We start from the raw sequence: 23032 nt of genomic DNA, 5'->3' as shown, positions 1-23032 counted from the left end.
AGGTCTCTCGCGGAACTACGGGATGCGATGTCTGTCACGGAAGATGGGGAAATGTCGGGCGGGGTTCCGCACCGATCAAGTCGGGTGCGACAGATAGTGCGAGGTCCGCGCCCTGAGTCCGTACCCGCCCTCGTCGGCAGAGCGTGTGCCCTCGTGGGTCTGCTGGACGTGGCCGCGGGTGTCTTCCCGCGGTTCAGGCACAGCCGTATGCACACCGTCGCCGAGGTGCTGCCCGGCTCCTTCGGGCCGTTCGCGGCGGCGCTGTCCCTCAGCTCCGGCATCCTGCTGCTGCTGCTCGCCCACGGCCTCAAGCGCAGCAAGCGGCGCGCGTGGCGCGCGGCGGTCGTCCTGCTCCCCGCGGGCGCGGTCGCACAGTTCGTGTACCGGCACTCGATCGTGGGCGCGCTCATCTCGATCGCGCTCCTGGTGCCGCTGCTGGTGCACCGCGACCAGTTCGCGGCGCTGCCCGACCCGCGCAGCCGCTGGCGCGCACTCGCCAACTTCGTCCTCATGGGCGCGGGCTCCCTCGGCCTGGGGCTGGTCATCGTCAGCGTCCACCCCGACCGCATGATCGGCGACCCGAGCCTGGCCGATCGCCTTACGCACGTCCTGTACGGCCTCTTCGGCTTCGAGGGCCCGGTCTACTACCAGGGCAACACCTCCTGGACCGTCGCCTTCTCCCTCGGCGCCCTGGGCTGGATCACCGCGGTGACGACGATCTATCTCGCGTTCCGGCCCGAGCACCCGGCCGCCCGCCTCACCGAGGAGGACGAGACCCGCCTGCGCGCCCTGCTGGACAAGCACGGCCGCCGCGACTCCCTGGGCCACTTCGCGCTGCGCCGCGACAAGGCCGTCGTCTTCTCCCCCAGCGGCAAGGCGGCGGTGACCTACCGCGTCATCTCCGGCGTGATGCTCGCCAGCGGCGACCCCATCGGCGACGTCGAGGCCTGGCCCGGCGCCATCGAACGCTTCATGGACGAGGCCAAAGCGCACTCCTGGACGCCCGCCGTCGTGGGCTGCTCGGAGACGGGCGGCGAGGTCTGGACCCGGGAGACCGGCCTGGACGCCCTCGAACTGGGCGACGAGGCGGTGGTGGACGTGGCGGATTTCTCCCTGGCCGGCCGCGCGATGCGCAACGTGCGCCAGATGGTCAAGCGCATCGAACGCGCCGGTTACGAGACCCGGGTACGGCGCGTGGCTGACCTCGGCGAAGCCGAACTGGCACGCATCCGGCAGGCCGCGGAGGACTGGCGCGGCACCGACACCGAGCGCGGCTTCTCGATGGCCCTGGGCCGCGTCGGCGACGCCGCCGACGGCGACTGCCTCATCGCCACCGCCCACAAGGCGGACGAGGTCCCCGGCGAGTACGGCGACCTGAAGGCGATCCTGCACTTCGTGCCCTGGGGCCCGGACGGCGCCTCCCTGGACCTGATGCGCCGCGACCGCTCGGCCGACCCGGGCATGAACGAACTGCTGATCGTCGCCGCCCTCCAGGCCGCCCCGAAGTTCGGCATCGCGCGCGTGTCGCTGAACTTCGCCATGTTCCGCTCGGCGCTGGCCCGCGGCGAGAAGATCGGCGCCGGCCCGGTGCTGCGCGCCTGGCGCGGACTGCTGGTGTTCCTCTCGCGCTGGTTCCAGATCGAATCGCTGTACAAGTTCAACGCCAAGTTCCAGCCGCGCTGGGAGCCCCGCTTCGTCGTCTACCGGGCCTCCGGCGACCTCCCCCGCATCGGCTTCGCCGCCATGCAGGCCGAGGGCTTCGTCAACCTCGCGCTCCCCCTGCCCCGCTTCCTGCGCCGCCGCTCCAGCGCGGCACGCGCGTGTACGCACGCGGTGGCGGAGAGAGACGTACGGGCGGCGTAGCCTCAGCGATGGAGTTCCAGGGGGACTCGGGCCCGGGCCGCACCACGGCCCGGCTCCTTCCTGGGCCTACGCTGAACGTATGAGCAAGCAGAGCGGACGCGGGCGCGTCGACGGCCTTCCGGAATGGGACCGCTGCGCGGTCATGGGAGTCGTCAACGTCACCCCCGACTCCTTCTCCGACGGCGGCCGCTGGTTCGACACGACGGCCGCCGTCAAACACGGCCTCCACCTCGTCGCCGAAGGCGCGGACCTGATCGATGTCGGTGGCGAGTCCACCCGCCCCGGCGCCACCCGCGTGGACGAGGCCGAGGAGCTGCGCCGGGTCGTCCCCGTCGTCCGCGGCCTCGCCTCCGAAGGCGTCGTCGTCTCCGTCGACACGATGCGCGCCTCCGTCGCCGCCCGGGCCCTCGCGGCCGGCGCCGCCCTCGTCAACGACGTCAGCGGCGGCCTCGCCGACCCGGCGATGATCCCGGCCGTGGCCGACGCGGGCGCCCCCTTCGTCGTCATGCACTGGCGCGGCTTCCTCGATGGCGGCAACGTCAAGGGCGTCTACGCCGACGTCGTCGCCGACGTCGTGGACGAACTCCACGCGCGCGTGGACGCCGTTCTGGCGGGCGGTGTCTCCCCGGACCGCATCGTCGTCGACCCGGGCCTCGGCTTCTCCAAGGAGGCCGACCACGACCTCTCCCTCCTGGCCCACCTCGACCGCCTGCACGCCCTCGGCCACCCGGTGCTCGTCGCCGCCTCCCGCAAGCGGTTCCTCGGCCGCGTCCTGGCCGGCCCAGGAGGCGCGCCGCCACCCGCGCGCGAGCGGGACGCCGCCACGGCCGCCGTCTCCGCCCTCGCGGCACAGGCCGGCGCCTGGGCGGTCCGCGTGCACGAGGTGCGCGCGACGGCGGACGCCGTGCGGGTCGCACGCGCCGTGGAAGAGGCACGCGAGGAAAGAGACACGCCGGACATCCGTCCCGGCCCGCACAACACACACGCCCCGCACGCCCCGCACGGCGCAGAAGGAGCCCGGTGACCGCCCCCCACACCGACGTCGAGCAGGTCGAGGCCGCCAACACCGCCTTCTACGAGGCACTGGAACAAGGCGACTTCGACGGCGTGTCCTCGCTCTGGCTCACCCCGGCCGACCTGGGCGTGGACGAGACGTACCACGACCCCGCGGACGTTGGCGTGATCTCCTGCGTGCACCCGGGCTGGCCCGTGCTCACCGGGCGCGGCGAGGTCCTCAGGTCGTACGCGCTGATCATGGCGAACACCGACTACATCCAGTTCTTCCTCACCGACGTGCACGTCTCCGTCACCGGCGACACCGCGCTCGTGACCTGCACCGAGAACATCCTCAGCGGCGGCCCCGCGCCGGAGGCCGGCGAGGAGCTCGGGCCGCTCGTCGGCCAGCTGGTGGTCGCCACGAACGTGTTCCGCCGCACGCCCGACGGCTGGAAACTGTGGTCGCACCACGCCTCCCCGGTGCTGGCCGAAAACGACGAGCCCGAGGAGTCCGAGGACCCCGACGACGAGGACACCCCCGCCTGAGCGGGAGGCGACCCGAAGCGACCCGAAGAAGGCCCACGGGAAGAAAGCCCACAGAGACCGCGAAGTGGTTGGAATCACGAACCGTGGGTAGGCGCGGCTACCAGCCCGTGAGCCGCCGGGGTTCCTGAGGGAAACACCCGGTGAAAATTCCTGGCTCCGACCCGGGCCACCGCGGCCGGAGCCAGGCTCTGTCAGTGCTCGCAGGTAGATTCGTTCGAGGCCGGGGTACCGTCCGCATCCGATACGCACCGGCCCGAAACCGACGATTGCAGGAGTGATTCGCGTGGATCGTGTCGCGCTGCGCGGCCTGAAGGCCCGCGGGTACCACGGCGTGTTCCCCAAGGAACGCGAGGAGGGCCAGACCTTCATCGTGGACGTCGTCCTGGGCCTGGACACCCGACCGGCCGCCGCCGACGACGACCTGGCGAAAACCGTGCACTACGGCGTCGTGGCGGAGGAGGTCGTGGCCGTCGTCCAGGGCGACCCCGTCGACCTCGTCGAGACGCTCGCCGAGCGCATCGCCCAGGCCTGCCTGAAGCACGAAGGGGTCCAGGAGGTCGAGGTCTGCGTGCACAAACCGGACGCACCGATCACGGTCCCCTTCGACGACGTGACCGTCACCATCACCCGGAGCCGAGTATGACCGCGTTCTTCACCGACGGGCAGAGCGACCCGACCGTCCAGCCGGTACCGGCCTCCGTCGTCGAGAAGGTCGACGCCGCCGACACCACCCTGCACAACCCCCAACGGGCCGTGATCTCCCTCGGCGCCAACCTCGGCAACCGCCTGGAGACCCTCCAGGGCGCCATCGACGCCCTGGAGGACACCCCGGGCGTCCGCATCAAGGCCGTCTCGCCGGTGTACGAGACCGAGCCGTGGGGCGTCGAGCCCGGCAGCCAGCCGTCGTACTTCAACGCGGTGGTCCTGCTGAAGACGACTCTCCCGCCGTCCTCGCTCCTGGAGCGGGCGCACGCCGTCGAGGAGGCCTTCCACCGGGTACGGGACGAGCGCTGGGGCGCGCGCACGCTCGACGTCGACATCGTCGCGTACGCCGATGTCGTCGACGACGACCCGCAGCTCACCCTCCCCCACCCCCGCGCCCATGAACGCGCCTTCGTCCTCGCCCCCTGGCACGACGTGGAGCCCGAGGCCCAACTCCCCGGCCGCGGCGCGGTCGCCGACCTCCTCGGCACCGTCACGCGCGAGGGCATCGCGACCCGCCAGGACCTGGAACTCCACCTGCCCGAGTAGTCGTTAAGGTCATGAAGGAAGGTCAGGAAGACCAACTGCCCGCGAGCCGTCCACGCCCGCGGGCTCGGGGGAGCTGAAGGGACACCGTGAGAGAGCTGCGCATCAGGGTGCTGGCCGGCGTGTTCGTCGTCGCCGCGATCCTGTCCTGGGCGGGCGCCCGCCTCTGGAACTCGATCGGGACCCTTCCCAGCGTCCCGCTGGCCGCCCCCATCGTCCTGGGCCTGATCGCCGTGGTCCTGCTGGCCACCGCGCTGTCGCTGCGCGGGCGGCTCAAGGCCCAGCGCGAGCGGCGCCCCGAGGCCAAGGGCGTCGATCCCCTGATGGCGGCCCGCGCGGTCGTCTTCGGCCAGGCCAGCGCCCTGGTGGCCGCCCTGGTCTCCGGCATGTACGGAGGCGCGGGCGTCTTCCTCCTGGAGTCCCTCGACATCCCCGCCCGCCGCGACCAGGCCATCTACGCCGGCTTCTCGGTCCTGGCCGGCATCGCTGTCATAGCGGCGGCCATCTTCCTGGAGCGCGTCTGCAAACTCCCCGAGGACGACGACCACGACAAGGGAGCGGCGTCGGCGGCGTGACGCCGTGCGCACGAGCGCGGGCGGGCGTCAGCGCGCCATGATCAGGCTCATCGCCTCGTTGCGCGTCGCCGCGTCCCGCAACTGCCCCCGGACCGCCGACGTGATGGTCTTGGCGCCGGGCTTGCGGATGCCCCGCATGGACATGCACATGTGCTCGCACTCGATGACCACGATCACACCGCGCGGCTCCAGGATCCCCATCAGGGAGTCGGCGATCTGCGTGGTGAGACGTTCCTGCACCTGCGGACGCCGCGCGTAGACGTCCACCAGCCGGGCCAGCTTGGACAGACCGGTGATCTTCCCGCTGACGGACGGGATGTAGCCGACGTGGGCGACGCCCCTGAACGGCACGAGATGGTGCTCACAGGTGCTGAACACCTCGATGTCCTTCACGAGCACCATCTCGTCGTGCCCCAGGTCGAACGTCGTCGTCAGCACGTCCTCCGGCTGCTGCCACAGCCCCGCGAATATCTCCCGGTACGCCCGCGCCACCCTCGCCGGTGTCTCCTTCAGCCCCTCGCGGTCCGGGTCCTCGCCGACCGCGATCAGGAGCTCGCGCACGGCGTTCTCGGCACGCTTCTCGTCGAACTCGCCGATGGAGCCCTCACCGTCCAGCGTCACGGGGTCGGTCATTCTGGTGCCTCGTTCCTGTGCGGGGGTCACGCGCCTCGGCTGCGGGCATCGAAAACCGGTCATACCGAAATGCCGCGCCCCCCAGGCTAGATCCTGGGGGGCGCGGCATCCATTCCGGGCCTGGTGGGGCTCCCGGGAGCCGGTTCAGCTCTCGGGGCGGTCCTCCGGGGTGGGCTCGGCCACCGGGGTGGACTCCACCGCGGTGGACTTGGCGGTGGAGATCGCCGGCGTCGCACCGTTGGCGCCGTTCGTCAGTGCGAGCTCCCTGGGGGAGAGCACCGGCGGACGGGTGGACGGCGTGCGCCGCGAGGAACCGGTCCAGGCGGGCCGGGCGGGGCGCTTGACGATGGCGGAGAAGACCTCGGCGATCTGCTCCTTGTTCAGCGTCTCCTTCTCGAGCAGCTGAAGCACCAGGTTGTCGAGGACGTCGCGGTTCTCGACCAGGATCTCCCAGGCCTCGTTGTGCGCGTTCTCGATGAGCTTCTTGACTTCCTCGTCCACCAGCGCGGCGACCTCTTCCGAGTAGTCGCGCTGGTGAGCCATCTCACGGCCGAGGAACGGCTCGGTGTTGTCGCCGCCGAACTTGATCGCGCCCAGCCGCTCGGTCATGCCGTACTGGGTGACCATCGCCCGCGCGGTCGCCGTGGCCTTCTCGATGTCGTTCGCGGCGCCCGTGGTCGGGTCGTGGAAGACCAGTTCCTCCGCCGCTCGGCCGCCCAGCATGTAGGCCAGCTGGTCGAGCATCTCGTTGCGGGTGGTGGAGTACTTGTCCTCGTCCGGGAGCACCATCGTGTAACCGAGCGCACGGCCGCGGGACAGGATGGTGATCTTGTGGACCGGGTCGGAGTTCGGGGAGGCCGCCGCGACCAGGGCGTGTCCGCCCTCGTGGTACGCGGTGATCTTCTTTTCCTTGTCCGACATGATCCGGGTCCGCTTCTGCGGGCCCGCGACCACACGGTCGATCGCCTCGTCCAGGCTGTGGTTGTCGATCAGCTTCTTGTCCGAACGGGCCGTCAGCAGCGCGGCCTCGTTCAGCACGTTGGCGAGATCGGCACCCGTGAAGCCGGGGGTGCGGCGGGCGACGGCCGAGAGGTCGACGTCGGGCGCGACCGGCTTGCCCTTCTGGTGGACCTTGAGGATCTCCAGACGGCCCTGCATGTCCGGGCGGTCGACCGCGATCTGGCGGTCGAAGCGGCCGGGGCGCAGGAGAGCCGGGTCGAGGATGTCGGGCCGGTTCGTGGCGGCGATGAGGATCACGCCACCCTTCACGTCGAAGCCGTCCATCTCGACGAGCAGCTGGTTCAGCGTCTGCTCACGCTCGTCGTGACCGCCGCCGAGGCCGGCGCCGCGATGGCGGCCGACCGCGTCGATCTCGTCGACGAAGACGATCGCCGGGGCGTTCGCCTTGGCCTGCTCGAAGAGGTCACGGACTCGGGAGGCACCGACACCGACGAACATCTCGACGAAGTCGGAACCCGAGATCGAGTAGAAGGGGACGCCCGCCTCGCCGGCGACGGCCCGCGCGAGCAGGGTCTTGCCGGTGCCGGGAGGCCCGTACAGGAGCACGCCCTTGGGGATCTTGGCGCCGACGGCCTGGAACTTCGCCGGTTCCTGGAGGAACTCCTTGATCTCGTGGAGTTCCTCGACGGCTTCGTCCGACCCGGCGACGTCGGCGAACGTCGTCTTCGGGGTGTCCTTGGTGATGAGCTTGGCCTTGGACTTCCCGAAGTTCATGACTCGGGAGCCGCCGCCCTGCATCTGGTTCATCAGGAACAGGAAGACGACCACGATGAGGACGAAGGGGAGCAGGGACAACAGGATCCCGACGAAGGCGTTCTGCTTCGTCGGAGAGACCGTGTAGCCGTCCGGGATCTGCTTGTCCTGGTACTTGGTCTGCAGCGTGTTGGCAATGGTCACGCCCTGGTCACCGATGTAGCTCGCCTGGATCTTCGAGCTGCCATCGATCTTGGTGCCGTTCTTGAGCGTGGCCTTGATGGTCTGCTCGTCACCGGTGGTGAGTTTGGCCGACTCGACCTTGTTGTCGTTGATCGCTGCAATGACCTGGCCTGTGTCCACCGTCTTGTAGCCGCCGGACGAGCCGACGACCTGCATCAACACGACCACGGCAAGGACGGCCAGCACGATCCACATGACCGGCCCACGGAAGTATCGCTTCACGTCCATCCATACGGAGCGGTGTCGCCCCGTCCCTCCTGCCATAGTGAGTTTGATAAGACAGTTCTTCTGACGGTACCCCAGCTTTGTCGCGCAAAGCCGCACGGTACAGCTGGCGCACCCGTCTGCATGCTCCAACGGCGGGAGGCCCGCCGGGGTTCCCGATCTTCGTACGAGGCTGGGCCCTTCGGGTTCAGCCGCCGTATACGTGGGGCGCGAGCGTACCCACGAACGGGAGATTCCGGTACTTCTCGGCGTAGTCGAGGCCGTAGCCGACGACGAACTCGTTGGGGATGTCGAAGCCGACCCACTCGACGTCGATCGCGACCTTGGCCGCCTCGGGCTTGCGCAGCAGCGTGCACACCTTGAGGGACGCCGGCTCGCGCGAGCCGAGGTTGGACAGCAGCCAGGACAGGGTCAGGCCGGAGTCGATGATGTCCTCGACGATCAGGACGTGCTTGCCCTTGATGTCGGTGTCGAGGTCCTTGAGGATCCGCACCACACCGGAGGACTGGGTGCCCGCGCCGTAGGACGACACGGCCATCCAGTCCATGGTGACGGGGGTGGACAGCGCTCGGGCGAGGTCGGCCATGACCATCACAGCGCCCTTGAGGACGCCGACGATGAGCAGATCCTTGCCCGCGTACTCCGCGTCGATCTTCGCGGCCAGCTCAACCAGCTTCGCGTCGATCTCTTCCTTGGTGATGAGCACCTCTTTGAGGTCGGTGCCCATGTCTTTCGCGTCCACCCGCATCACTTTCGGTTGTCCCACCGGCCACCGGGACCGCCCACGACCACGTGAGCGGTCCCGGCCGGAGAGCCCGGATTCAGCCTTGCCGAATCACCAGTCTGCCACCCTGGCGCTGGGCGACGACTTTGCCGGGGAGATTGATGACTCCCTGGCCGCGCCAGCCGGTGATCAGCCGGTCGACCTCCTCGATGTGCCGGGCGAAGAGGGAACCGGCCGGGGCGCCCGCCTCGATGGCGGCTCGGCGCAGGATCCGGCGGCGTACTGCGGGCGGCAGGGCGTAGAGCTTGGCGCACTCCAGGAGACCGGCCGCGTCCCGTACGGCGGACTCGGCCTGGCCGGCCCAGGCGTCGAGGGCGTCGGCGTCGTCGCGGGAGAGCTGGGCCGTGCGGGCGAGGGCTTCGACGACGCCCTTGCCGAGGGCCTTCTCCAGGGCGGGCAGGCCCTCGTGGCGCAGCCGGGAGCGGGTGTAGGCCGGGTCGGCGTTGTGGGGGTCGTCCCACACGGGCAGGGACTGGACCAGGCAGGCCTTGCGGGCGGTCTGCCGGTCGAGTTGGAGGAAGGGGCGGCGGTAGCGGCGGGCGGCTCCCGGCCCCCCGGAGACGGCCGCCATGCCGGACAGGGAGCGGATGCCGGAGCCGCGGGCGAGGCCGAGCAGGACGGTTTCGGCCTGGTCGTCGCGGGTGTGGCCGAGCAGGACCGCGGCGGCGCCGTGGCGTTCGGCCGCGGCGTCGAGGGCGCGGTAGCGCGCGTCGCGGGCGGCGGCTTCGGGTCCGCCTTCGCGGCCGACGGTCACGGCGGTGGACTCGACCGGGTCGAGGCCGAGGCCGCGCAGTCGCAGGACGACTTCCTCGGCGCGCAGGCCCGAGCCGGGCTGCAGGCCGTGGTCGACGGTGACGCCGCCGGCGCGCACGCCGAGCCGGGAGGATTCGAAGGCGAGGGCGGAGGCGAGCGCCATGGAGTCGGCGCCGCCGGAGCACGCCACGAGCACGAGCGGCGACGGCGGGCGCTCGGGCGAGCCCGCTTCGGGGGTGTGGTGGTCGTTGAGGATGTCGTGAAGTACGCGGCGGACCGCCAGGCGTATCGCCGCGACCGCAGGATGGGGACCCACTGTCCGGTTCCCTTCATGAAGTTTTCGAGGGTGAGGCCGAGGTTCGGTCACTCAGAGTGTGTAGATGGTGACAGAACCAGGCTGTTCCCCGAGCATTGCACGCCAACCCGGGGCTCACGGTCCCTCGGACGGGTGATTGAAGGGGCGTTCGACTGCCGACGGCCGGTTCAGGTTCACCACCTTTGCAGGGGGTTCACGACTCGGCCTTGCGGTGCACCCGCGCGACCCAGTCCGCCGGTTTGGCGATCTCGGCCTTGGTCGGAAGTGTGTTCGGGGAGGTCCATACGCGGTTGAAGCCGTCCATGCCGACCTCGCCGACGACGGAGCGTACAAAGCGTTCGCCGTCGCGGTACTGCTTGAGTTTGGCGTCCAGGCCGAGCAGTTTGCGCAGCGCGATGTCCAGTCGGGAGGCGCCCTTGGCGCGGCGCTGCTGGAACTTCTCGCGGATCTCGGCGACGGACGACACGACTTCCGGACCGACTCCGTCCATGACGAAGTCGGCGTGGCCCTCCAGGAGGGACATCACCGCGGTGAGGCGGGCGAGGATCTCGCGCTGCGTGGGCGTCTGCACGAGTTCCACCAGGGAGCGCCCGCCGTCGTCCTCCTCGCCCTCGGGGCGGCCGCCGGCGAGGGACTGGGCGGCTTCCCGGACGCGCTCCAGGAAGGTCATGGGGTCGACGTCGGTCTCGCCCAGGAACGACTGGATCTCGCCCTCCAGGTGGTCGCGCAGCCAGGGCACGGCGGAGAACTGGGTGCGGTGCGTCTCCTCGTGGAGGCACACCCACAGGCGGAAGTCGTGGGGGTGCACGTCGAGTTCGCGTTCCACGTGGACGATGTTCGGCGCGACGAGCAGCAGTCGGCCGCCGCCGTTGGCCCCTGCGGGAAGTTCGCGGGTCGCGGGGGCGAACGTCTCGTACTGGCCGAGGACGCGGGAGGACAGGAACGACAGCAGCATGCCGAGTTCGACGCCGGTGACCTTGCCGCCGACGGCGCCGAGGACCGCGCCGCCGGGGGTGTTGCCGCGCCGCTCCTGCATCTTGTCGAGGAGGGGTTTGAGGATCTCCCGGAAGCCCGCGACGTTGGCCCGCACCCAGCCCGGGCGGTCGACGACGAGGACCGGGGTGTCGTGGACGTCCCCGGTGCCCATACGGGTGAAGCCCCGGACGTGTTCCTCCGAGGCCTTGGCGTGTCGGCGCAGTTCGGCGACGACGGCACGGGCCTCTTCACGGCTCACCTCGGGGCCCGGCCGTACGAGCCGGGTCGCGGTCGCCACCGCGAGATTCCAGTCGACCATCCCCGAAGAAGCGGCACCACCGATGCTCGTCATGCGTCAACCGTACGTGAGCACCGCCGTCGGGGGCAGGCCGCCGGAGGCCGGTCAGGGAGATGTCAGGGTCGGGGCCGGCAGCGGCTCGGGGGTGCCTCGGGGATTGGCTCGGGGTGGTGGGCGGCGGCCGTCAGCGACAGCCGCAGCCCGCGAGCGCCGTGGCCGCCCGGTCCAGCGCCGCCTGGGCGGCCGCCGGGTCGGTCGTGTCGGCGGCCAGGAGGGCGAACGCGAGGAGGCGGCCGTCCTGGTCGACGACCGTGCCGGCGAGGGCGTTCACTCCGGTGAGCGTGCCGGTCTTGGCGCGGACGACGCCGGCCGCGCCGTCGGCGTAGCGGCTGGTGAGGGTGCCGGTGAAGCCGGCGACCGGGAGGCCGGTGAGGACGGGGCGCAGGTCGGGGCGGGCGGGGTCGCCGGCCTTGACCAGGAGGGCGGTCAGCAGGTTCGCCGTGAGCCGGTCCTCGCGGTTGAGGCCGCTGCCGTCCCTGAACCGGACGCCGGCCGTGGGCAGTCCGAGCTTCTTCAACTGGGCCTGGACGGCCTTGCCGGCGCCGTCGAAGTCGGCGCGGGCGCCTGTCGCGACGGCGGTCTGGCGGGCGAGGGCCTCGGCGATGTCGTTGTCGCTGTTGGTGAGCATCCGTTCGACCAGGGCGGACAACGGGGGCGAGGAGACCGTGGCGAGGCGCTGCGCGCGCGTGGTGGCCTTGGAGGGGCCGGGGGCCGTGGTCTTGATGCCGGCGGCCTTCAGGAACTGCCCGAACCTGCGGGTCGCGTCGGCCGCCGGGTCGCTCACCCGGGTCGTCGGGCCGCTGCTGGAGCCGTCGGTGCGGCCCTCGTCGGCGGACAGGGCCGTGACGGGGGCGAGGTTGGGGTTGACCCCGATGGGGTGAACTTCGGCCCCGGCGAACAGAGTCGTGTCGTAGGAGAGCGTCACCTGGGTGAGGCCGCGCTTCTTCAGGGCGGCGGCGGTGGAGCCGGCGAGGGTGCGCAGGCTCGCCCAGCCGTCGGCGTCCGCGCGGGCCGTGAGGGTGGGGTCGCCGCCGCCGACGAGGACGAGCTCCTTGGTGTCGGGCTCGAGCGCCGCGCGCGTGGTGAGGCGGTGTTCGGCGCCCATCGCGGAGAGCGCGGCGACCGCGGTGGCGATCTTCGTGGTGGACGCCGGGGTCAGCGCCTCGTCGGCCCCGGTGCCGTACAGCCGTTTGCCGGTGGCCACGTCGACGACCGCGGCGGTGCGCCGCGCGCCGAGGGCAGGATCGCCCAGGAGGGGCTTCAGGACGCCCGTGAGGCCCGTGCCGGTCGGGAGGACGGCCGGGGCGGACTTCACGGCGTTGACGGCGCCCCCGAGGCCCGCGAGGACGGACGGGGCACTCGGGGCGGGCCGCGGCGCTCCGGCGGCCGTGTCGGACGTAGACGTATCGGACGAATCGTCCGCGCGGCCGTGATCTGCGCCACCCGTCCGTTCCAGGGCGGCGGCCCGGTCCCGCTCCGCCGTACGCTGACCGGTGGAGTCCCAGGGGCCGACGGCGGTCACCACACCGGCGGCCAGTGCCAGCCCGGCGGTCGCCGCACCCGCGGTGTACTGCCAGGACCTGGCGCTCTGCCCGGCCATCGGCTTCGTGACGCGTGCGAGATGCGGCTTGGCCGCCTGTGTGAGCCGTGCGACCTGCGGCTTGGCGGCGGCGCTCACGCGCGCGAGACGAGGCCGTACGATCCCTGCGGCCTGTGCCAGACGCGGTCTTACGGCGTTCGCGGCCCGCACCACGTGCGGTCTCGCGGCCCGCCAAGGCCTCAGCTCTGGCACGAACACCAGCCCCTTTCGCGATCACCCAGCTGCGTGAGGGACACTTAACCACCAGAACTATGTGTTGATCATGGAGGAGCCACCGGTGGAGTTCGACGTCACGATCGAGATCCCGAAGGGTTCGCGGAACAAGTACGAGGTGGACCACGAGACCGGTCGGATCCGCCTGGACCGTCGACTCTTCACCTCGACCGCCTACCCGACCGACTACGGATTCGTCGAGAACACTCTCGGCGAGGACGGCGACCCGCTGGACGCACTCGTCATCCTGGACGAGCCGACGTTCCCGGGCTGTCTCATCAAGTGCCGCGCGATCGGCATGTTCCGGATGACGGACGAGGCCGGCGGCGACGACAAGCTGCTGTGCGTCCCGGCGACCGACCCGCGCGTGGAGCACCTGCGGGACATCCACCACGTGTCGGAGTTCGACCGCCTGGAGATCCAGCACTTCTTCGAGGTCTACAAGGACCTGGAGCCCGGCAAGTCCGTCGAGGGCGCCGACTGGGTGGGCCGTACCGACGCCGAGGCCGAGATCGAGCGGTCCTACAAGCGGTTCAAGGACGAGGGCGGCCACTGAGGCTCCGGCCGTGTAGAGGTGCTAAAGGGCCGCACGCGTACGCGTGCGGCCCTTTCGCGTGTCTGTGCGCATACTGAGGGCCTACGGAAGGCGTGTCGTTCAGGGAGCGTTGCTGAGTGTCGGAGGCGGAGGACCGCAAGCCGCAGTCGGACGAGGCGAGGAATGCCTTCGACCCCGAGATCACGTCGGAGTTCGCGCTCCCGGCGGGGCTGGCCGTACCGAAGGCCGGCGGTGAGCCGGAGACCACGTCGGAGTTCGCCGTCCCGGACGGCCTGGACGTGGGGCAGCAGGCCGCCGGGGAGGGCGAGGGGTCGGCGTTCAGCCTGCCGAGCACCTACAGCGCCCGTCAGGCCCCGGCCGCCTTCACGCCGGCCGGCGGCGTGCCGATGGTGAGTCTGACCAAGGATCTGCCCTGGCAGGACCGGATGCGCACGATGCTGCGGATGCCGGTGGCCGAGCGGCCCGCGCCGGAGCCGCGCCCGAAGGCGGAGGAGGGCGGTCCGGCCGTCCCGCGCGTGCTCGACCTGACCCTGCGCATCGGCGAGTTGCTGCTCGCGGGCGGAGAGGGCGCCGAGGACGTGGAGGCCGCGATGTTCGCGGTCTGCCGCTCCTACGGGCTCGACCGCTGCGAGCCGAACGTCACCTTCACGCTGCTGTCGATCTCGCACCAGCCGTCCCTGGTGGAGGACCCGGTGACGGCGTCCCGGACGGTACGCCGCCGGGGCACCGACTACACGCGCCTGGCGGCCGTTTTCCGGCTCGTGGACGACCTGAGCGACCCGGAGACCCACCTCTCGCTGGAGGAGGCCTACCGGCGGCTCGCGGAGATGCGCCGCAACCGGCACCCGTACCCGACCTGGGTGCTGACCTCGGCGAGCGGGCTGCTCGCGGGCGCGGCCTCGGTGCTGGTCGGCGGTGACCTGGTCGTGTTCGTGGCGGCGGCGCTCGGCGCGATGCTCGGCGACCGGCTGGCGTGGCTCTGCGCGGGACGCGGGCTGCCGGAGTTCTACCAGTTCCTGGTCGCCGCGATGCCGCCGGCCGGGATCGGCATCGCGCTGACGCTGGCGGACGTCGACGTGAAGGCGTCCGCGGTCATCACCGGTGGGCTGTTCGCGCTGCTGCCCGGACGGGCGCTGGTGGCGGGCGTCCAGGACGGTCTGACCGGCTTCTACATCACCGCGGCCGCGCGCCTGTTGGAGGTCATGTACTTCTTCGTGGGCATCGTCGCCGGGGTCCTGGTGATGCTCTACGTCGGTGTGCAGCTCGGGGCGCATCTCAACCCCGACGCCGCCCTGGGCGTCACGCAGCGGCCGCTGTGGCAGATCGGGGCGTCGATGCTGGTGTCGCTGACGTTCGCGGTGCTGCTCCAGCAGGAACGTTCCACCGTGCTGGCCGTGACGTTGAACGGCGGTGTCGCCTGGTCGGTGTACGGGGCGATGCACTACACCGGGGGGATCTCGCCGGTGGCCTCCACGGCCGTCGCGGCGGGGGTGGTGGGACTGTTCGGGCAGTTGCTCTCGCGGTACCGGTTCGCGTCCGCCCTGCCGTACACGACCGCCGCGATCGGGCCCCTGTTGCCAGGTTCGCCGACCTATTTCGGGCTGCTGGCGATCGCGCAGAACGAGGTGGACGCGGGGCTGGTGTCGCTCATCAAGGCCGCGGCGCTGGCCATGGCCATCGCCATCGGCGTGAACCTGGGGTCCGAGGTGTCGCGGCTGTTCCTGCGGATCGGCTCCGCCGAGAAGCGGCGGGCCGCCAAGCGGACGCGGGGATTCTGAACGCAGCCCCGCGCCCCCTTGGGGGTGCCTCTAGTAACCCTGGTTCTGGTTGTACGGGTACTGGCTGTTCTGCTGGGCGCCGTACGGCTGCTGCTGGGGCTGGGGCTGCTGCTGCCAGTCCTGGGGGTGGGGGTACGGCTGCTGTTGCGGGTACTGCTGCTGGCCGTAGTAGTCGTTCTGGTGGCCCTGCTGGTCGTAACCCTGGTTGTCGTAGCCCTGGTTCTGGTGGCCCTGGTTCTGGTGGCCCTGGTGCTGGTGGCCCTGGTGCTGGTCGTGGTGGCCGTACGGGGTGGGCTCTTCGATGCGGCGGAGCTGGGTCGTCGCGTCGTCCATGGCCGGGGGCTGCTGCTGGTGGGGGTGCTGGGGCTGCTGCGGCTGCGGAGGCGCGTTACGGGCTTCCTTGCGGGCCTTGAGGATCTCGATGATCACCGGGACGACGGAGAGGACGACGATCAGGACGAGGATCGCCTCGACGTTGGTCTTGATGAAGTCGATCTGGCCGAGGAAGTAGCCCGCGACCGTCACGCCCGTGCCCCAGAGGATGCCGCCGACCACGTTGTACGTGATGAACGTGCGGTACTTCATACGGCCGGCGCCCGCGACGATCGGCGCGAACGTGCGCACGATGGGGACGAAGCGGGCCAGGACGATGGCCTTGGGGCCGAACTTCTCCATGAACTCGTGGGCTTTCTCCAGGTTCTCCTGTTTGAAGAGCTTGGAGTTGGGGCGGTTGAAGAGCTTCGGGCCGAAGAACTTGCCGATCAGGTACCCGACCTGGTCGCCGAGGACGGCCGCGATCACGATCAGGGTGCACACCAGCCACAGCGGCTGGCTGATCCACTTGCCGTCGGCGACCAGCAGACCGGCCGTGAACAGGAGGGAGTCACCGGGCAGGAAGGCGAACAGGCCCGACTCGGCGAAGACGATGACCAGGATGCCCACCAGGCCGAACGTCGAGATCAGATAGTCCGGAGTAATCCACTCGGGGCCGAGGGCGAGGGTAGTCACGGGTTCCGGGCTCCTGAGGGGTGTGGGGGCGCTGCGGCGGCGGGACCGCCCAAAGCTATCAACGTGGCGCCACAGGACCAGGTTCCCAGGGCTGCCCCCAGGATGCACTGTGCCCCCGCTTGGTCAAACCTGTGAGCATGGGTATCGAGGATTACGGCGGCGGGCAGGGCCCCGAGCCGGACGTACTGGTCGTCACCACGAACGACGTGCCCGGGTTCCGGGTGCAGCAGGTCATCGGCGAGGTCTTCGGGCTGACGGTGCGCTCACGGCACCTGGGCAGCCAGATCGGCGCGGGCCTGAAGTCGATGATCGGCGGTGAGCTCAAGGGGTTGACCAAGACCCTCGTGGAGACCCGCAACCAGGCCATGGAACGGCTCGTCGAGCAGGCACGCGCGCGTGGAGCCAACGCCGTGCTGATGTTCCGCTTCGACGTGACCGAGGCGGCGGAGGTGGGCACCGAGGTGTGCGCCTACGGGACGGCGGTGGTCCTGGTCGAGGAGTAGACCGATGGAGGCCGCCGGCCCTTAGGCCGTCCGTCGGGACGCGTTCGCCGTGATCGCCTCCTTGAGGTGCTCGGCGAGGCCCGGGTGCATCGCGTCGTAGAACGCCTTGAAGCGCTCGTCGGAGACGTACATCTCCCCGAGGCTGCGGTGCATCTCGTACGGGCAGTCGTAGTACCACCTGCCGATGTGCCGGCGGTGTTCCTCGGCCAGGTCCATGGCCGCCTCGCCGGTGGGCGGCTCGTCGGCGGCCACCAGTCCGGCGTAACGCCCGCCCCAGTCGTCGACCTCCGCCTGGAGGCGCTTCCAGTCCTCCTTGGTGTAGCGGGCGACTCGGCGCTGCGACTCGGCGTAGGCCTCGGTGCCGCCCCAGCGCTGCTCGGCCTCCTCGGCGTACCGCTCCGGGTCCTTGTCGCCGAAGACCTCGAACTTCTCCTCGGGGGTGAGGTTGATGCCCATCTTGCGTGCCTCCATGGCATGTTCCACGGCCGCGGCCATCTGCCGCAGCCTCTCGATCCGGGCGGTCAGTAGTTCGTGCTGACGGCGCAGGTGCGCGCGCGGGTCGGCCGCCGGGTCGTCGAGCAGGGCCGCGACCTCTTCGAGCGGGAAGCCGAGCTCGCGGTAGAACAGGATCCGCTGCAGCCGGTCGAGGTCTGCGTCGTCGTAGCGCCGGTGGCCCGCGTGGCTGCGCCCGCCGGGGACGAGCAGGCCGATCTCGTCGTAGTGGTGCAGCGTGCGCACGGTGACCCCGGCGAAACCGGCGACCTGTCCTACGGAGTAGCTCGAGTGGCTCACTTCCGTCCGCTCCCTTCTCGGTACGCCCTCCACCGTGCGTCCTCACGCCGCGTGAGGTGCAAGCCCCGCCTCCGAACGACACCTTGAGACGCCTTCGAGGTGTTCGTACCGTTCCGCCCGCTTATCGTGAGCCCGTGGCTCAGGACAACGCGCGGCAGACGCCCCCCGCTCCGGCGACGCCGGCTCGCGCCCTGTTGCCGTTGATCCTGCCGTCTCTCGCCGTCGGCGTGCTGGCGAGCCTGCTGCTCCTGCTGGTGAGCTGGGTGGCCGGGCTGCTGCAGGACGTGCTGTGGCAGAACCTGCCGGACGCGTTGGGCGTGGGCCGGTACTCGGTGCTGTGGATGCTCGTCGTGCTCACCACGACCGGGATCCTGGTGGGGCTGGTGGTGTGGAAGGTGCCGGGGCATGCCGGGCCGGATCCGGCCACGATGGGGCTGGACGCGCGCGTGCTGCCGCCGGCGGTACTGCCCGGGCTGCTGCTGGCGACCGCCCTGATGCTGGCGGGCGGGCCGAGCCTGGGCCCGGAGAACCCGATCATCGCCGTGAACGTGGGGCTCGCCTTATGGCTGGGACGGCGGTTCCTGCCGCGGGCACCGGGCGCGCTGTGGGTGGTACTCGCGGAGGCGGGCACGATCGGCGCGTTGTTCGGGACGCCGGTGGCGGCGGCCCTGCTGATCTCCGAGGCACTGGCGGGGCGGCAGACCGAGGGGCCGCTGTGGGACAACGTCTTCGCGCCGCTGGTCGCCGCCGCGGCCGGCTCGATGACGACCACTCTGGTGGACGAACCGACCTTCGACCTGCACCTGCCCCCGTTCGGACACCCCGGGTGGGACGACCTGCTGGCGTCGCTCGTGATCGCTTCGGTGGCCGCGGTGCTCGGCATGTGCGCCGTGTACGCGTTCCCGTACGTCCACGGCGCGTTCGGGCGGCTGCGGCACCCGATGCTGGCGCTGCCCGCCGGCGGGGTCGTGCTGGGGCTGCTGGCGGCCGTGGGCGGCCATCTGACGCTCTTCAAGGGGCTGGACGAGGTCGGGGAGCTGGCGGCCGATCCCGACGGCTGGTCGGCCGGGCAGTTCGCCACCATGACGGTGGTGAAGCTGGCCGCGCTGCTCGTCGCCGCCTCCTGCGGATTCCGGGGCGGGCGGATCTTCCCGGCCGTGTTCGTGGGTTCCGCCCTCGGTCTCACCGCCCACGCCCTGGTGCCGGGCGTCCATCCGGCGGTGGGCGTGGCGACCGGGGTGCTGGGCGTCCTTCTGGCCATCACCCGGCAGGGCTGGCTGAGCCTGTTCGTCGCCGCCGCGCTGGTCGCCTCGCCCTCGATCATCGCCCTGCTGTGCATCGCCTCGCTGCCGGCCTGGCTGCTGGTGACGGGGCGGCCGCAGATGCAGTTGCACGACGACGGAACGGCGGTGCGGTGAGCGCGTGAACCGATCAGGCCCCTCGATCCGATGAAGCGGTAGAACGCCGCCCGGCGGTCGTCGCTCCGCAGTTGGGAGAAGAAGCCATGCCCCTCCACAAAGGTCCCCAGAAGCCCGACGAGCGTCCCCTCTCCGTGAACCCCTTCTACGGCGAGGCAGATCCGCTCGGCGGTATGACCGAGGCGCCGCCCAAACACCGGCTGCCGGACACCCCGATGCCGCCGTCGACGGCGTACCAGCTGGTGCACGACGAACTGATGCTGGACGGCAACGCGCGGCTCAACCTGGCCACCTTCGTCACCACGTGGATGGAGCCGCAGGCCGGGGTGCTGATGGCGGAGTGCCGGGACAAGAACATGATCGACAAGGACGAGTATCCGCGCACCGCCGAGCTGGAGCGGCGCTGTGTGGCGATGCTCGCCGACCTGTGGAACGCGCCCGACCCGTCGGCGACCGTCGGGTGTTCGACGACCGGGTCGAGCGAGGCGTGCATGCTCGCCGGGATGGCGATGAAGCGGCGCTGGGCTCAGCGCAACGCCGACCGCTATCCCGCGCGGGATGTCCGTCCCAACCTCGTGATGGGGGTCAACGTCCAGGTCTGCTGGGACAAGTTCTGCACCTTCTGGGAGGTGGAGGCCCGTCAGGTACCCATGGAGGGGGACCGGTTCCACCTCGACCCGCAGGCCGCGGCCGAGCTGTGCGACGAGAACACCATCGGGGTCGTCGGCATCCTCGGCTCCACCTTCGACGGCTCCTACGAACCGATCGCCGAGCTGTGCGCCGCCCTGGACGCCTTCCAGGAGCGGACCGGCCTCGACATTCCGGTGCATGTGGACGGCGCGTCCGGCGCGATGATCGCCCCCTTCCTCGACGAGGACCTGGTGTGGGACTTCCGCCTCCCGCGCGTGGCGTCCATCAACACCTCGGGGCACAAGTACGGGCTGGTGTATCCGGGGGTCGGCTGGGCGCTGTGGCGCGACAAGGAGGCCCTGCCGGAGGAGCTCGTGTTCCGCGTGAACTACCTGGGCGGCGACATGCCGACCTTCGCGCTCAACTTCTCCCGGCCGGGGGCGCAGGTCGTCGCGCAGTACTACACGCTGCTGCGGCTGGGCCGCGAGGGCTACCGGGCGGTGCAGGGGTCCGCGCGGGCCGTGGCCCGGGGCATCGCCGACCGGGTGGAGGCGCTCGGCGACTTCCGGCTCCTCACCCGGGGCGACGAGCTGCCGGTGTTCGCCTTCACGACGGCGCCGGACGTGAAGGCGTACGACGTGTTCGACGTCTCCCGGCGACTGCGTGAGAGCGGCTGGCTGGTGCCCGCGTACACCTTCCCGCCGAACCGGGAAGACCTGTCGGTCCTGCGGGTCGTCTGCAGAAACGGCTTCTCGGAGGATCTCGCCGAGCTGTTCGTGGAGGACCTGACCCGCCTGCTGCCGGAACTCCGGCGCCAGTCGGGACCGTCGACACGGGACAAGGGGGCGGCTACCGGGTTCCATCACTAGGGGGTGCTCAGGAAGGCGCCCGGTCCGTCCATGGGCTTGGGCCGCATCCTCTGCCGCCGGCCGACCTCCTCCAGGGCGCGGACGACGCTGGAGAGGGCGGCCGTGAGGTCGAGGCCGTCCGGTGCCTGTTTGTCGCCGTATCGCTCGTTGAAAATTGAATAGTGGTAGTCCTTAGCGGGAATCCCCCGGATGCCGCTCCCCCGTCCCGTACGGGTTTTCCTGGCCCTCTGCCAGTACGCCGACGAACGGGGCGCCCTCCCCCGCGAAGGTGTAGGCGCCGCCCTCGATTCGGGCGATCAGGCCCTGGGTCCACTCGGCGTCCGCGTCCGCCGTGTGGGTCCAGAGGTTCATGATCTCGCCGATGTGGCCCAGTTGCTCCGGGCCGCCCTCGGGGACGTACTCCCCGGTGACGGTGGAGCGCCACTCCTCGATGCGGCGGACGCGCTCCTTCAGGAGCGACACGGCCTCCGCGCGCGGGAGGTCGACCACGGCGCCGATGGCCGCCGTCTTCATGTCCATCCTCTGGTCGTACGAGGTCAGCGCCTCGCGCACCAGCCTGAGGTACTCCTCGGTGCCGGCCTCGGTGATCTCGTACTCGGTGCGCGGCGGGCCGCCCGCGGTGGACGGGGCGGTCTCGTGCTCGCGCAGCAGTCCCTGCTTCGCCATCTGCTTCAGGGCGTGGTAGATCGAACCCGGCTTGGCGTTGGACCACTCGTGGGCGCCCCAGTACTCCAGGTCGCCGCGCACCTGGTAGCCGTGGGCCCGCCCGTGCTGACGCACCGCGCCCAGCACGAGAAGACGGATCGCTGACATGCGCCCAGGTTAGGGCGTGGCGGACAGGTACCCGGCAGGTACCTGCCCGCCGGGTTCCTGCGGCACCTGCCCGCCCGACCGGTGCTCAGAACAGTGCTCAGAAAGGGAAGCCGCTGCGGCCGTGCTGGACCGAGATCCACTTGGTGGTGGTGAAGGCCTCCAGGGTCGTCTCGCCGTTGAGGCGGCCGACGCCGGAGTTCTTCTCGCCGCCGAAGGGGACGATCGGCTCGTCGTGGACGGTGGCGTCGTTGACGTGGAACATGCCGGTGTCGATCTGCTTGGCGAAGGCGACGCCCCGCTCGACGTCGGCGGTGTGGACCGCGCCGCTCAGGCCGTACGGCGTGTCGTTGACCAGGCGGACGGCCTCCTCCTCGCCGTCGAAGGTGTTGAGGAAGACGACCGGGCCGAAGACCTCCTGCTGGAGCAGCGCGGAGCCGGCGGGAAGGTCGGCGAGCACGGAGGGCGCGACGACGTTGTCGGTCGTCGTACCGTGCACCAGCGCGTTCGCGCCCTCGGCAATCGCCTGCCGGACGATGTTCGAGACCGCCTCCGCCTGCGAGGAGTTGATCAGCGGGCCGATAACGGTCTGGGGGTCGCGCGGGTCGCCGGCCTTGAGGGTCTTCACCTTGGCGACGAACTTCTCGGTGAACTCGTCGGCCACCGCACGGTCGACCAGGACACGGTTGGCGGCCATGCAGACCTGGCCCTGGTGGACGAAGCGACTGAAGACGGCGGCGTCGACCGCGTAGTCGAGGTCGGCGTCGTCGAGGACGACGAAGGCGCTGTTGCCGCCGAGTTCGATGATGGACCGCTTGAAGTGCGAGGCGGCGACGGTGGCGACGTGCCGGCCGACCTTGTCGGAGCCGGTGAAGGAGATGACCCGCGGGATCGGGTGCTCCAGGAAGGCGTCGCCGATCTCGGCGATGTCGGTCACGACGACGTTCAGCAGGCCCGGGGGCAGACCGGCGTCCTCGAAGAGCTTGGCGATGACGGTGCCGCCGGAGATCGGGGTGTTCTGGTGCGGCTTGAGCACCACGCCGTTGCCCAGGGCCAGCGCGGGGGCGACGGACTTCAGCGACAGCAGGAAGGGCACGTTGAAGGGGCTGATCACGCCGACCACGCCGACCGGCTCGCGGTGGACGCGGTTCTCCTTGCCGTCGATCGGCGAGGGGAGGATGCGGCCCTCGGCGCTGAGCGCGAGGTGGATCGACTCGCGCAGGAACTCCTTGGCGAGGTGGAGTTCGAAGGCGGCCTTGCCGAACGTGCCGCCAGCCTCGTCGACCAGGACCTCGCTGATCTCCGCCTCGCGCTCCTCGACCAGCCGCAGCACCTTCTCGAAGACCGCGCGGCGGGCGTAGGCGTTGGTCGCGGCCCACTGCTTCTGGGCGCGGGCGGCGGCGCGGTAGGCCTCGTCGATCTCCTCGACGGTGGCCGTGGTGATCGAGGCGAGCTTCTCACCGTCGTAGGGGTTGATGGTGATGATGTCCCAGGACCCCTTGCCCAGACGCCACTTGCCATCGATGTACTGCTGGGCCAGGTCGGTGAAATAGGACGACATGTGAACCCTCAATCCCCTGCTGCGATCGGCTCCGACCGCTCGGCAACACGATCTGATCACACGTCA

Annotated in this window: 21 protein-coding genes; 11 read left to right on the top strand and 10 right to left on the bottom strand. The window is 70.6% G+C overall.

Going from position 1 to position 23032, the window contains the following annotated elements; genetic code table 11:
* Nucleotides 1-51 precede the first annotated feature (51 nt).
* From OG352_RS24850 to OG352_RS24825, 6 genes are all read left to right on the top strand, one after another.
* On the top strand, nt 52-1863 hold the full coding sequence (locus OG352_RS24850) for a phosphatidylglycerol lysyltransferase domain-containing protein (RefSeq protein WP_329219895.1): 1812 nt from the start codon (nt 52-54) through the stop codon (nt 1861-1863).
* Between the two features lie 79 nt (nt 1864-1942).
* Nucleotides 1943-2887, top strand: a complete 945-nt coding sequence (gene folP / locus OG352_RS24845) for a dihydropteroate synthase (protein ID WP_329219894.1) — start codon at nt 1943-1945, stop codon at nt 2885-2887.
* Nucleotides 2884-3405, top strand: coding sequence for a nuclear transport factor 2 family protein (locus tag OG352_RS24840; protein ID WP_329219893.1), 522 nt, complete (start codon nt 2884-2886; stop codon nt 3403-3405). The genes folP and OG352_RS24840 overlap by 4 nt, the downstream gene beginning before the upstream one ends.
* Before the next feature lie 283 nt (nt 3406-3688).
* A complete protein-coding gene (folB, locus tag OG352_RS24835) occupies nt 3689-4048 on the top strand; it encodes a dihydroneopterin aldolase (protein WP_329219891.1) in 360 nt (119 codons plus the stop codon).
* A complete protein-coding gene (folK, locus tag OG352_RS24830; RefSeq protein WP_329219889.1) occupies nt 4045-4656 on the top strand; it encodes a 2-amino-4-hydroxy-6-hydroxymethyldihydropteridine diphosphokinase in 612 nt (203 codons plus the stop codon). Before folB ends, folK begins: the two co-directional genes overlap by 4 nt.
* A gap of 86 nt (nt 4657-4742) precedes the next feature.
* Nucleotides 4743-5228 (top strand): DUF3180 domain-containing protein, encoded by a 486-nt coding sequence (locus OG352_RS24825; RefSeq protein WP_329219887.1) that lies wholly within the window; start codon nt 4743-4745, stop codon nt 5226-5228.
* A 27-nt stretch (nt 5229-5255) separates the two neighbouring features.
* On the opposite strand, the gene folE is transcribed toward OG352_RS24825, so the two are convergent.
* The 6 genes from folE to dacB all read right to left on the bottom strand — a co-directional run bounded on the left by folE (nt 5256) and on the right by dacB (nt 12981).
* The gene (gene folE, locus OG352_RS24820) at nt 5256-5861 is read right to left on the bottom strand and encodes a GTP cyclohydrolase I FolE (protein ID WP_329219885.1); all 606 of its coding nucleotides are present in this window, start codon (nt 5859-5861) and stop codon (nt 5256-5258) included.
* A 144-nt stretch (nt 5862-6005) separates the two neighbouring features.
* On the bottom strand, nt 6006-8045 hold the full coding sequence (gene ftsH / locus OG352_RS24815) for an ATP-dependent zinc metalloprotease FtsH (RefSeq protein WP_329219884.1): 2040 nt from the start codon (nt 8043-8045) through the stop codon (nt 6006-6008).
* A 184-nt stretch (nt 8046-8229) separates the two neighbouring features.
* The gene (hpt, locus tag OG352_RS24810; RefSeq protein ID WP_093780137.1) at nt 8230-8790 is read right to left on the bottom strand and encodes a hypoxanthine phosphoribosyltransferase; all 561 of its coding nucleotides are present in this window, start codon (nt 8788-8790) and stop codon (nt 8230-8232) included.
* A 73-nt stretch (nt 8791-8863) separates the two neighbouring features.
* A complete protein-coding gene (gene tilS, locus OG352_RS24805; protein ID WP_329219882.1) occupies nt 8864-9895 on the bottom strand; it encodes a tRNA lysidine(34) synthetase TilS in 1032 nt (343 codons plus the stop codon).
* A 193-nt stretch (nt 9896-10088) separates the two neighbouring features.
* Nucleotides 10089-11222 (bottom strand): zinc-dependent metalloprotease, encoded by a 1134-nt coding sequence (locus tag OG352_RS24800; protein ID WP_329219881.1) that lies wholly within the window; start codon nt 11220-11222, stop codon nt 10089-10091.
* A gap of 130 nt (nt 11223-11352) precedes the next feature.
* Nucleotides 11353-12981 (bottom strand): D-alanyl-D-alanine carboxypeptidase/D-alanyl-D-alanine endopeptidase, encoded by a 1629-nt coding sequence (dacB, locus tag OG352_RS24795; protein ID WP_443072505.1) that lies wholly within the window; start codon nt 12979-12981, stop codon nt 11353-11355.
* 124 nt (nt 12982-13105) lie between these two features.
* Between dacB and OG352_RS24790 the strand changes: the two genes are divergently transcribed.
* Together OG352_RS24790 and OG352_RS24785 are read left to right on the top strand one after the other, a co-directional pair.
* Complete coding sequence (locus tag OG352_RS24790; protein ID WP_093780141.1) at nt 13106-13597, top strand: inorganic diphosphatase; 492 nt, start codon at nt 13106-13108, stop codon at nt 13595-13597.
* 116 nt (nt 13598-13713) lie between these two features.
* Nucleotides 13714-15375 (top strand): threonine/serine ThrE exporter family protein, encoded by a 1662-nt coding sequence (locus OG352_RS24785; protein ID WP_329219878.1) that lies wholly within the window; start codon nt 13714-13716, stop codon nt 15373-15375.
* Nucleotides 15376-15405: 30 nt separating this feature from the next.
* On the opposite strand, the gene OG352_RS24780 is transcribed toward OG352_RS24785, so the two are convergent.
* Complete coding sequence (locus OG352_RS24780) at nt 15406-16383, bottom strand: DedA family protein (RefSeq protein WP_329219877.1); 978 nt, start codon at nt 16381-16383, stop codon at nt 15406-15408.
* A 137-nt stretch (nt 16384-16520) separates the two neighbouring features.
* Between OG352_RS24780 and OG352_RS24775 the strand changes: the two genes are divergently transcribed.
* Nucleotides 16521-16886 (top strand): YbjQ family protein, encoded by a 366-nt coding sequence (locus OG352_RS24775; protein WP_329219876.1) that lies wholly within the window; start codon nt 16521-16523, stop codon nt 16884-16886.
* Between the two features lie 21 nt (nt 16887-16907).
* Here the strand turns inward: OG352_RS24775 and OG352_RS24770 are convergent, their stop codons facing one another.
* The gene (locus tag OG352_RS24770) at nt 16908-17678 is read right to left on the bottom strand and encodes a MerR family transcriptional regulator (protein WP_329219874.1); all 771 of its coding nucleotides are present in this window, start codon (nt 17676-17678) and stop codon (nt 16908-16910) included.
* A gap of 134 nt (nt 17679-17812) precedes the next feature.
* Here OG352_RS24770 and OG352_RS24765 point away from each other — a divergent pair, with 134 nt between their 5' ends.
* Nucleotides 17813-19096 (top strand): ion channel protein, encoded by a 1284-nt coding sequence (locus tag OG352_RS24765; protein ID WP_329219873.1) that lies wholly within the window; start codon nt 17813-17815, stop codon nt 19094-19096.
* 86 nt (nt 19097-19182) lie between these two features.
* The gene (locus tag OG352_RS24760; RefSeq protein WP_329219871.1) at nt 19183-20595 is read left to right on the top strand and encodes a glutamate decarboxylase; all 1413 of its coding nucleotides are present in this window, start codon (nt 19183-19185) and stop codon (nt 20593-20595) included.
* Between the two features lie 171 nt (nt 20596-20766).
* On the opposite strand, the gene OG352_RS24755 is transcribed toward OG352_RS24760, so the two are convergent.
* Both OG352_RS24755 and OG352_RS24750 read right to left on the bottom strand, forming a co-directional pair.
* Nucleotides 20767-21408, bottom strand: a complete 642-nt coding sequence (locus OG352_RS24755) for a PadR family transcriptional regulator (RefSeq protein ID WP_329219870.1) — start codon at nt 21406-21408, stop codon at nt 20767-20769.
* A gap of 97 nt (nt 21409-21505) precedes the next feature.
* Entirely contained in the window at nt 21506-22966 is a 1461-nt protein-coding gene (locus OG352_RS24750) for an aldehyde dehydrogenase family protein (RefSeq protein WP_329219868.1), read from the bottom strand.
* Nucleotides 22967-23032: the final 66 nt, after the last annotated feature.

This window comes from Streptomyces sp. NBC_01485 (genome assembly GCF_036227125.1).
Classification (GTDB): domain Bacteria; phylum Actinomycetota; class Actinomycetes; order Streptomycetales; family Streptomycetaceae; genus Streptomyces.
Note: the sequence above shows the minus strand (reverse complement) of the source record. Positions and strands in the feature narration are given on the sequence as shown.

What these genes read in the sequence shown, in the direction of transcription:
- OG352_RS24800 (WP_329219881.1), bottom strand. Translation starts at nt 11,222, where the DNA reads ATGACGAGCATCGGTGGTGCCGCTTCTTCGGGGATGGTCGACTGGAAT.
- OG352_RS24750 (WP_329219868.1), bottom strand. Translation starts at nt 22,966, where the DNA reads ATGTCGTCCTATTTCACCGACCTGGCCCAGCAGTACATCGATGGCAAG.
- folE (WP_329219885.1), bottom strand. Translation starts at nt 5,861, where the DNA reads ATGACCGACCCCGTGACGCTGGACGGTGAGGGCTCCATCGGCGAGTTC.
- hpt (WP_093780137.1), bottom strand. Translation starts at nt 8,790, where the DNA reads ATGCGGGTGGACGCGAAAGACATGGGCACCGACCTCAAAGAGGTGCTC.
- OG352_RS24755 (WP_329219870.1), bottom strand. Translation starts at nt 21,408, where the DNA reads ATGTCAGCGATCCGTCTTCTCGTGCTGGGCGCGGTGCGTCAGCACGGG.
- OG352_RS24850 (WP_329219895.1), top strand. Translation starts at nt 52, where the DNA reads ATGTCGGGCGGGGTTCCGCACCGATCAAGTCGGGTGCGACAGATAGTG.
- ftsH (WP_329219884.1), bottom strand. Translation starts at nt 8,045, where the DNA reads ATGGACGTGAAGCGATACTTCCGTGGGCCGGTCATGTGGATCGTGCTG.
- folK (WP_329219889.1), top strand. Translation starts at nt 4,045, where the DNA reads ATGACCGCGTTCTTCACCGACGGGCAGAGCGACCCGACCGTCCAGCCG.
- OG352_RS24775 (WP_329219876.1), top strand. Translation starts at nt 16,521, where the DNA reads ATGGGTATCGAGGATTACGGCGGCGGGCAGGGCCCCGAGCCGGACGTA.
- OG352_RS24760 (WP_329219871.1), top strand. Translation starts at nt 19,183, where the DNA reads ATGCCCCTCCACAAAGGTCCCCAGAAGCCCGACGAGCGTCCCCTCTCC.
- folP (WP_329219894.1), top strand. Translation starts at nt 1,943, where the DNA reads ATGAGCAAGCAGAGCGGACGCGGGCGCGTCGACGGCCTTCCGGAATGG.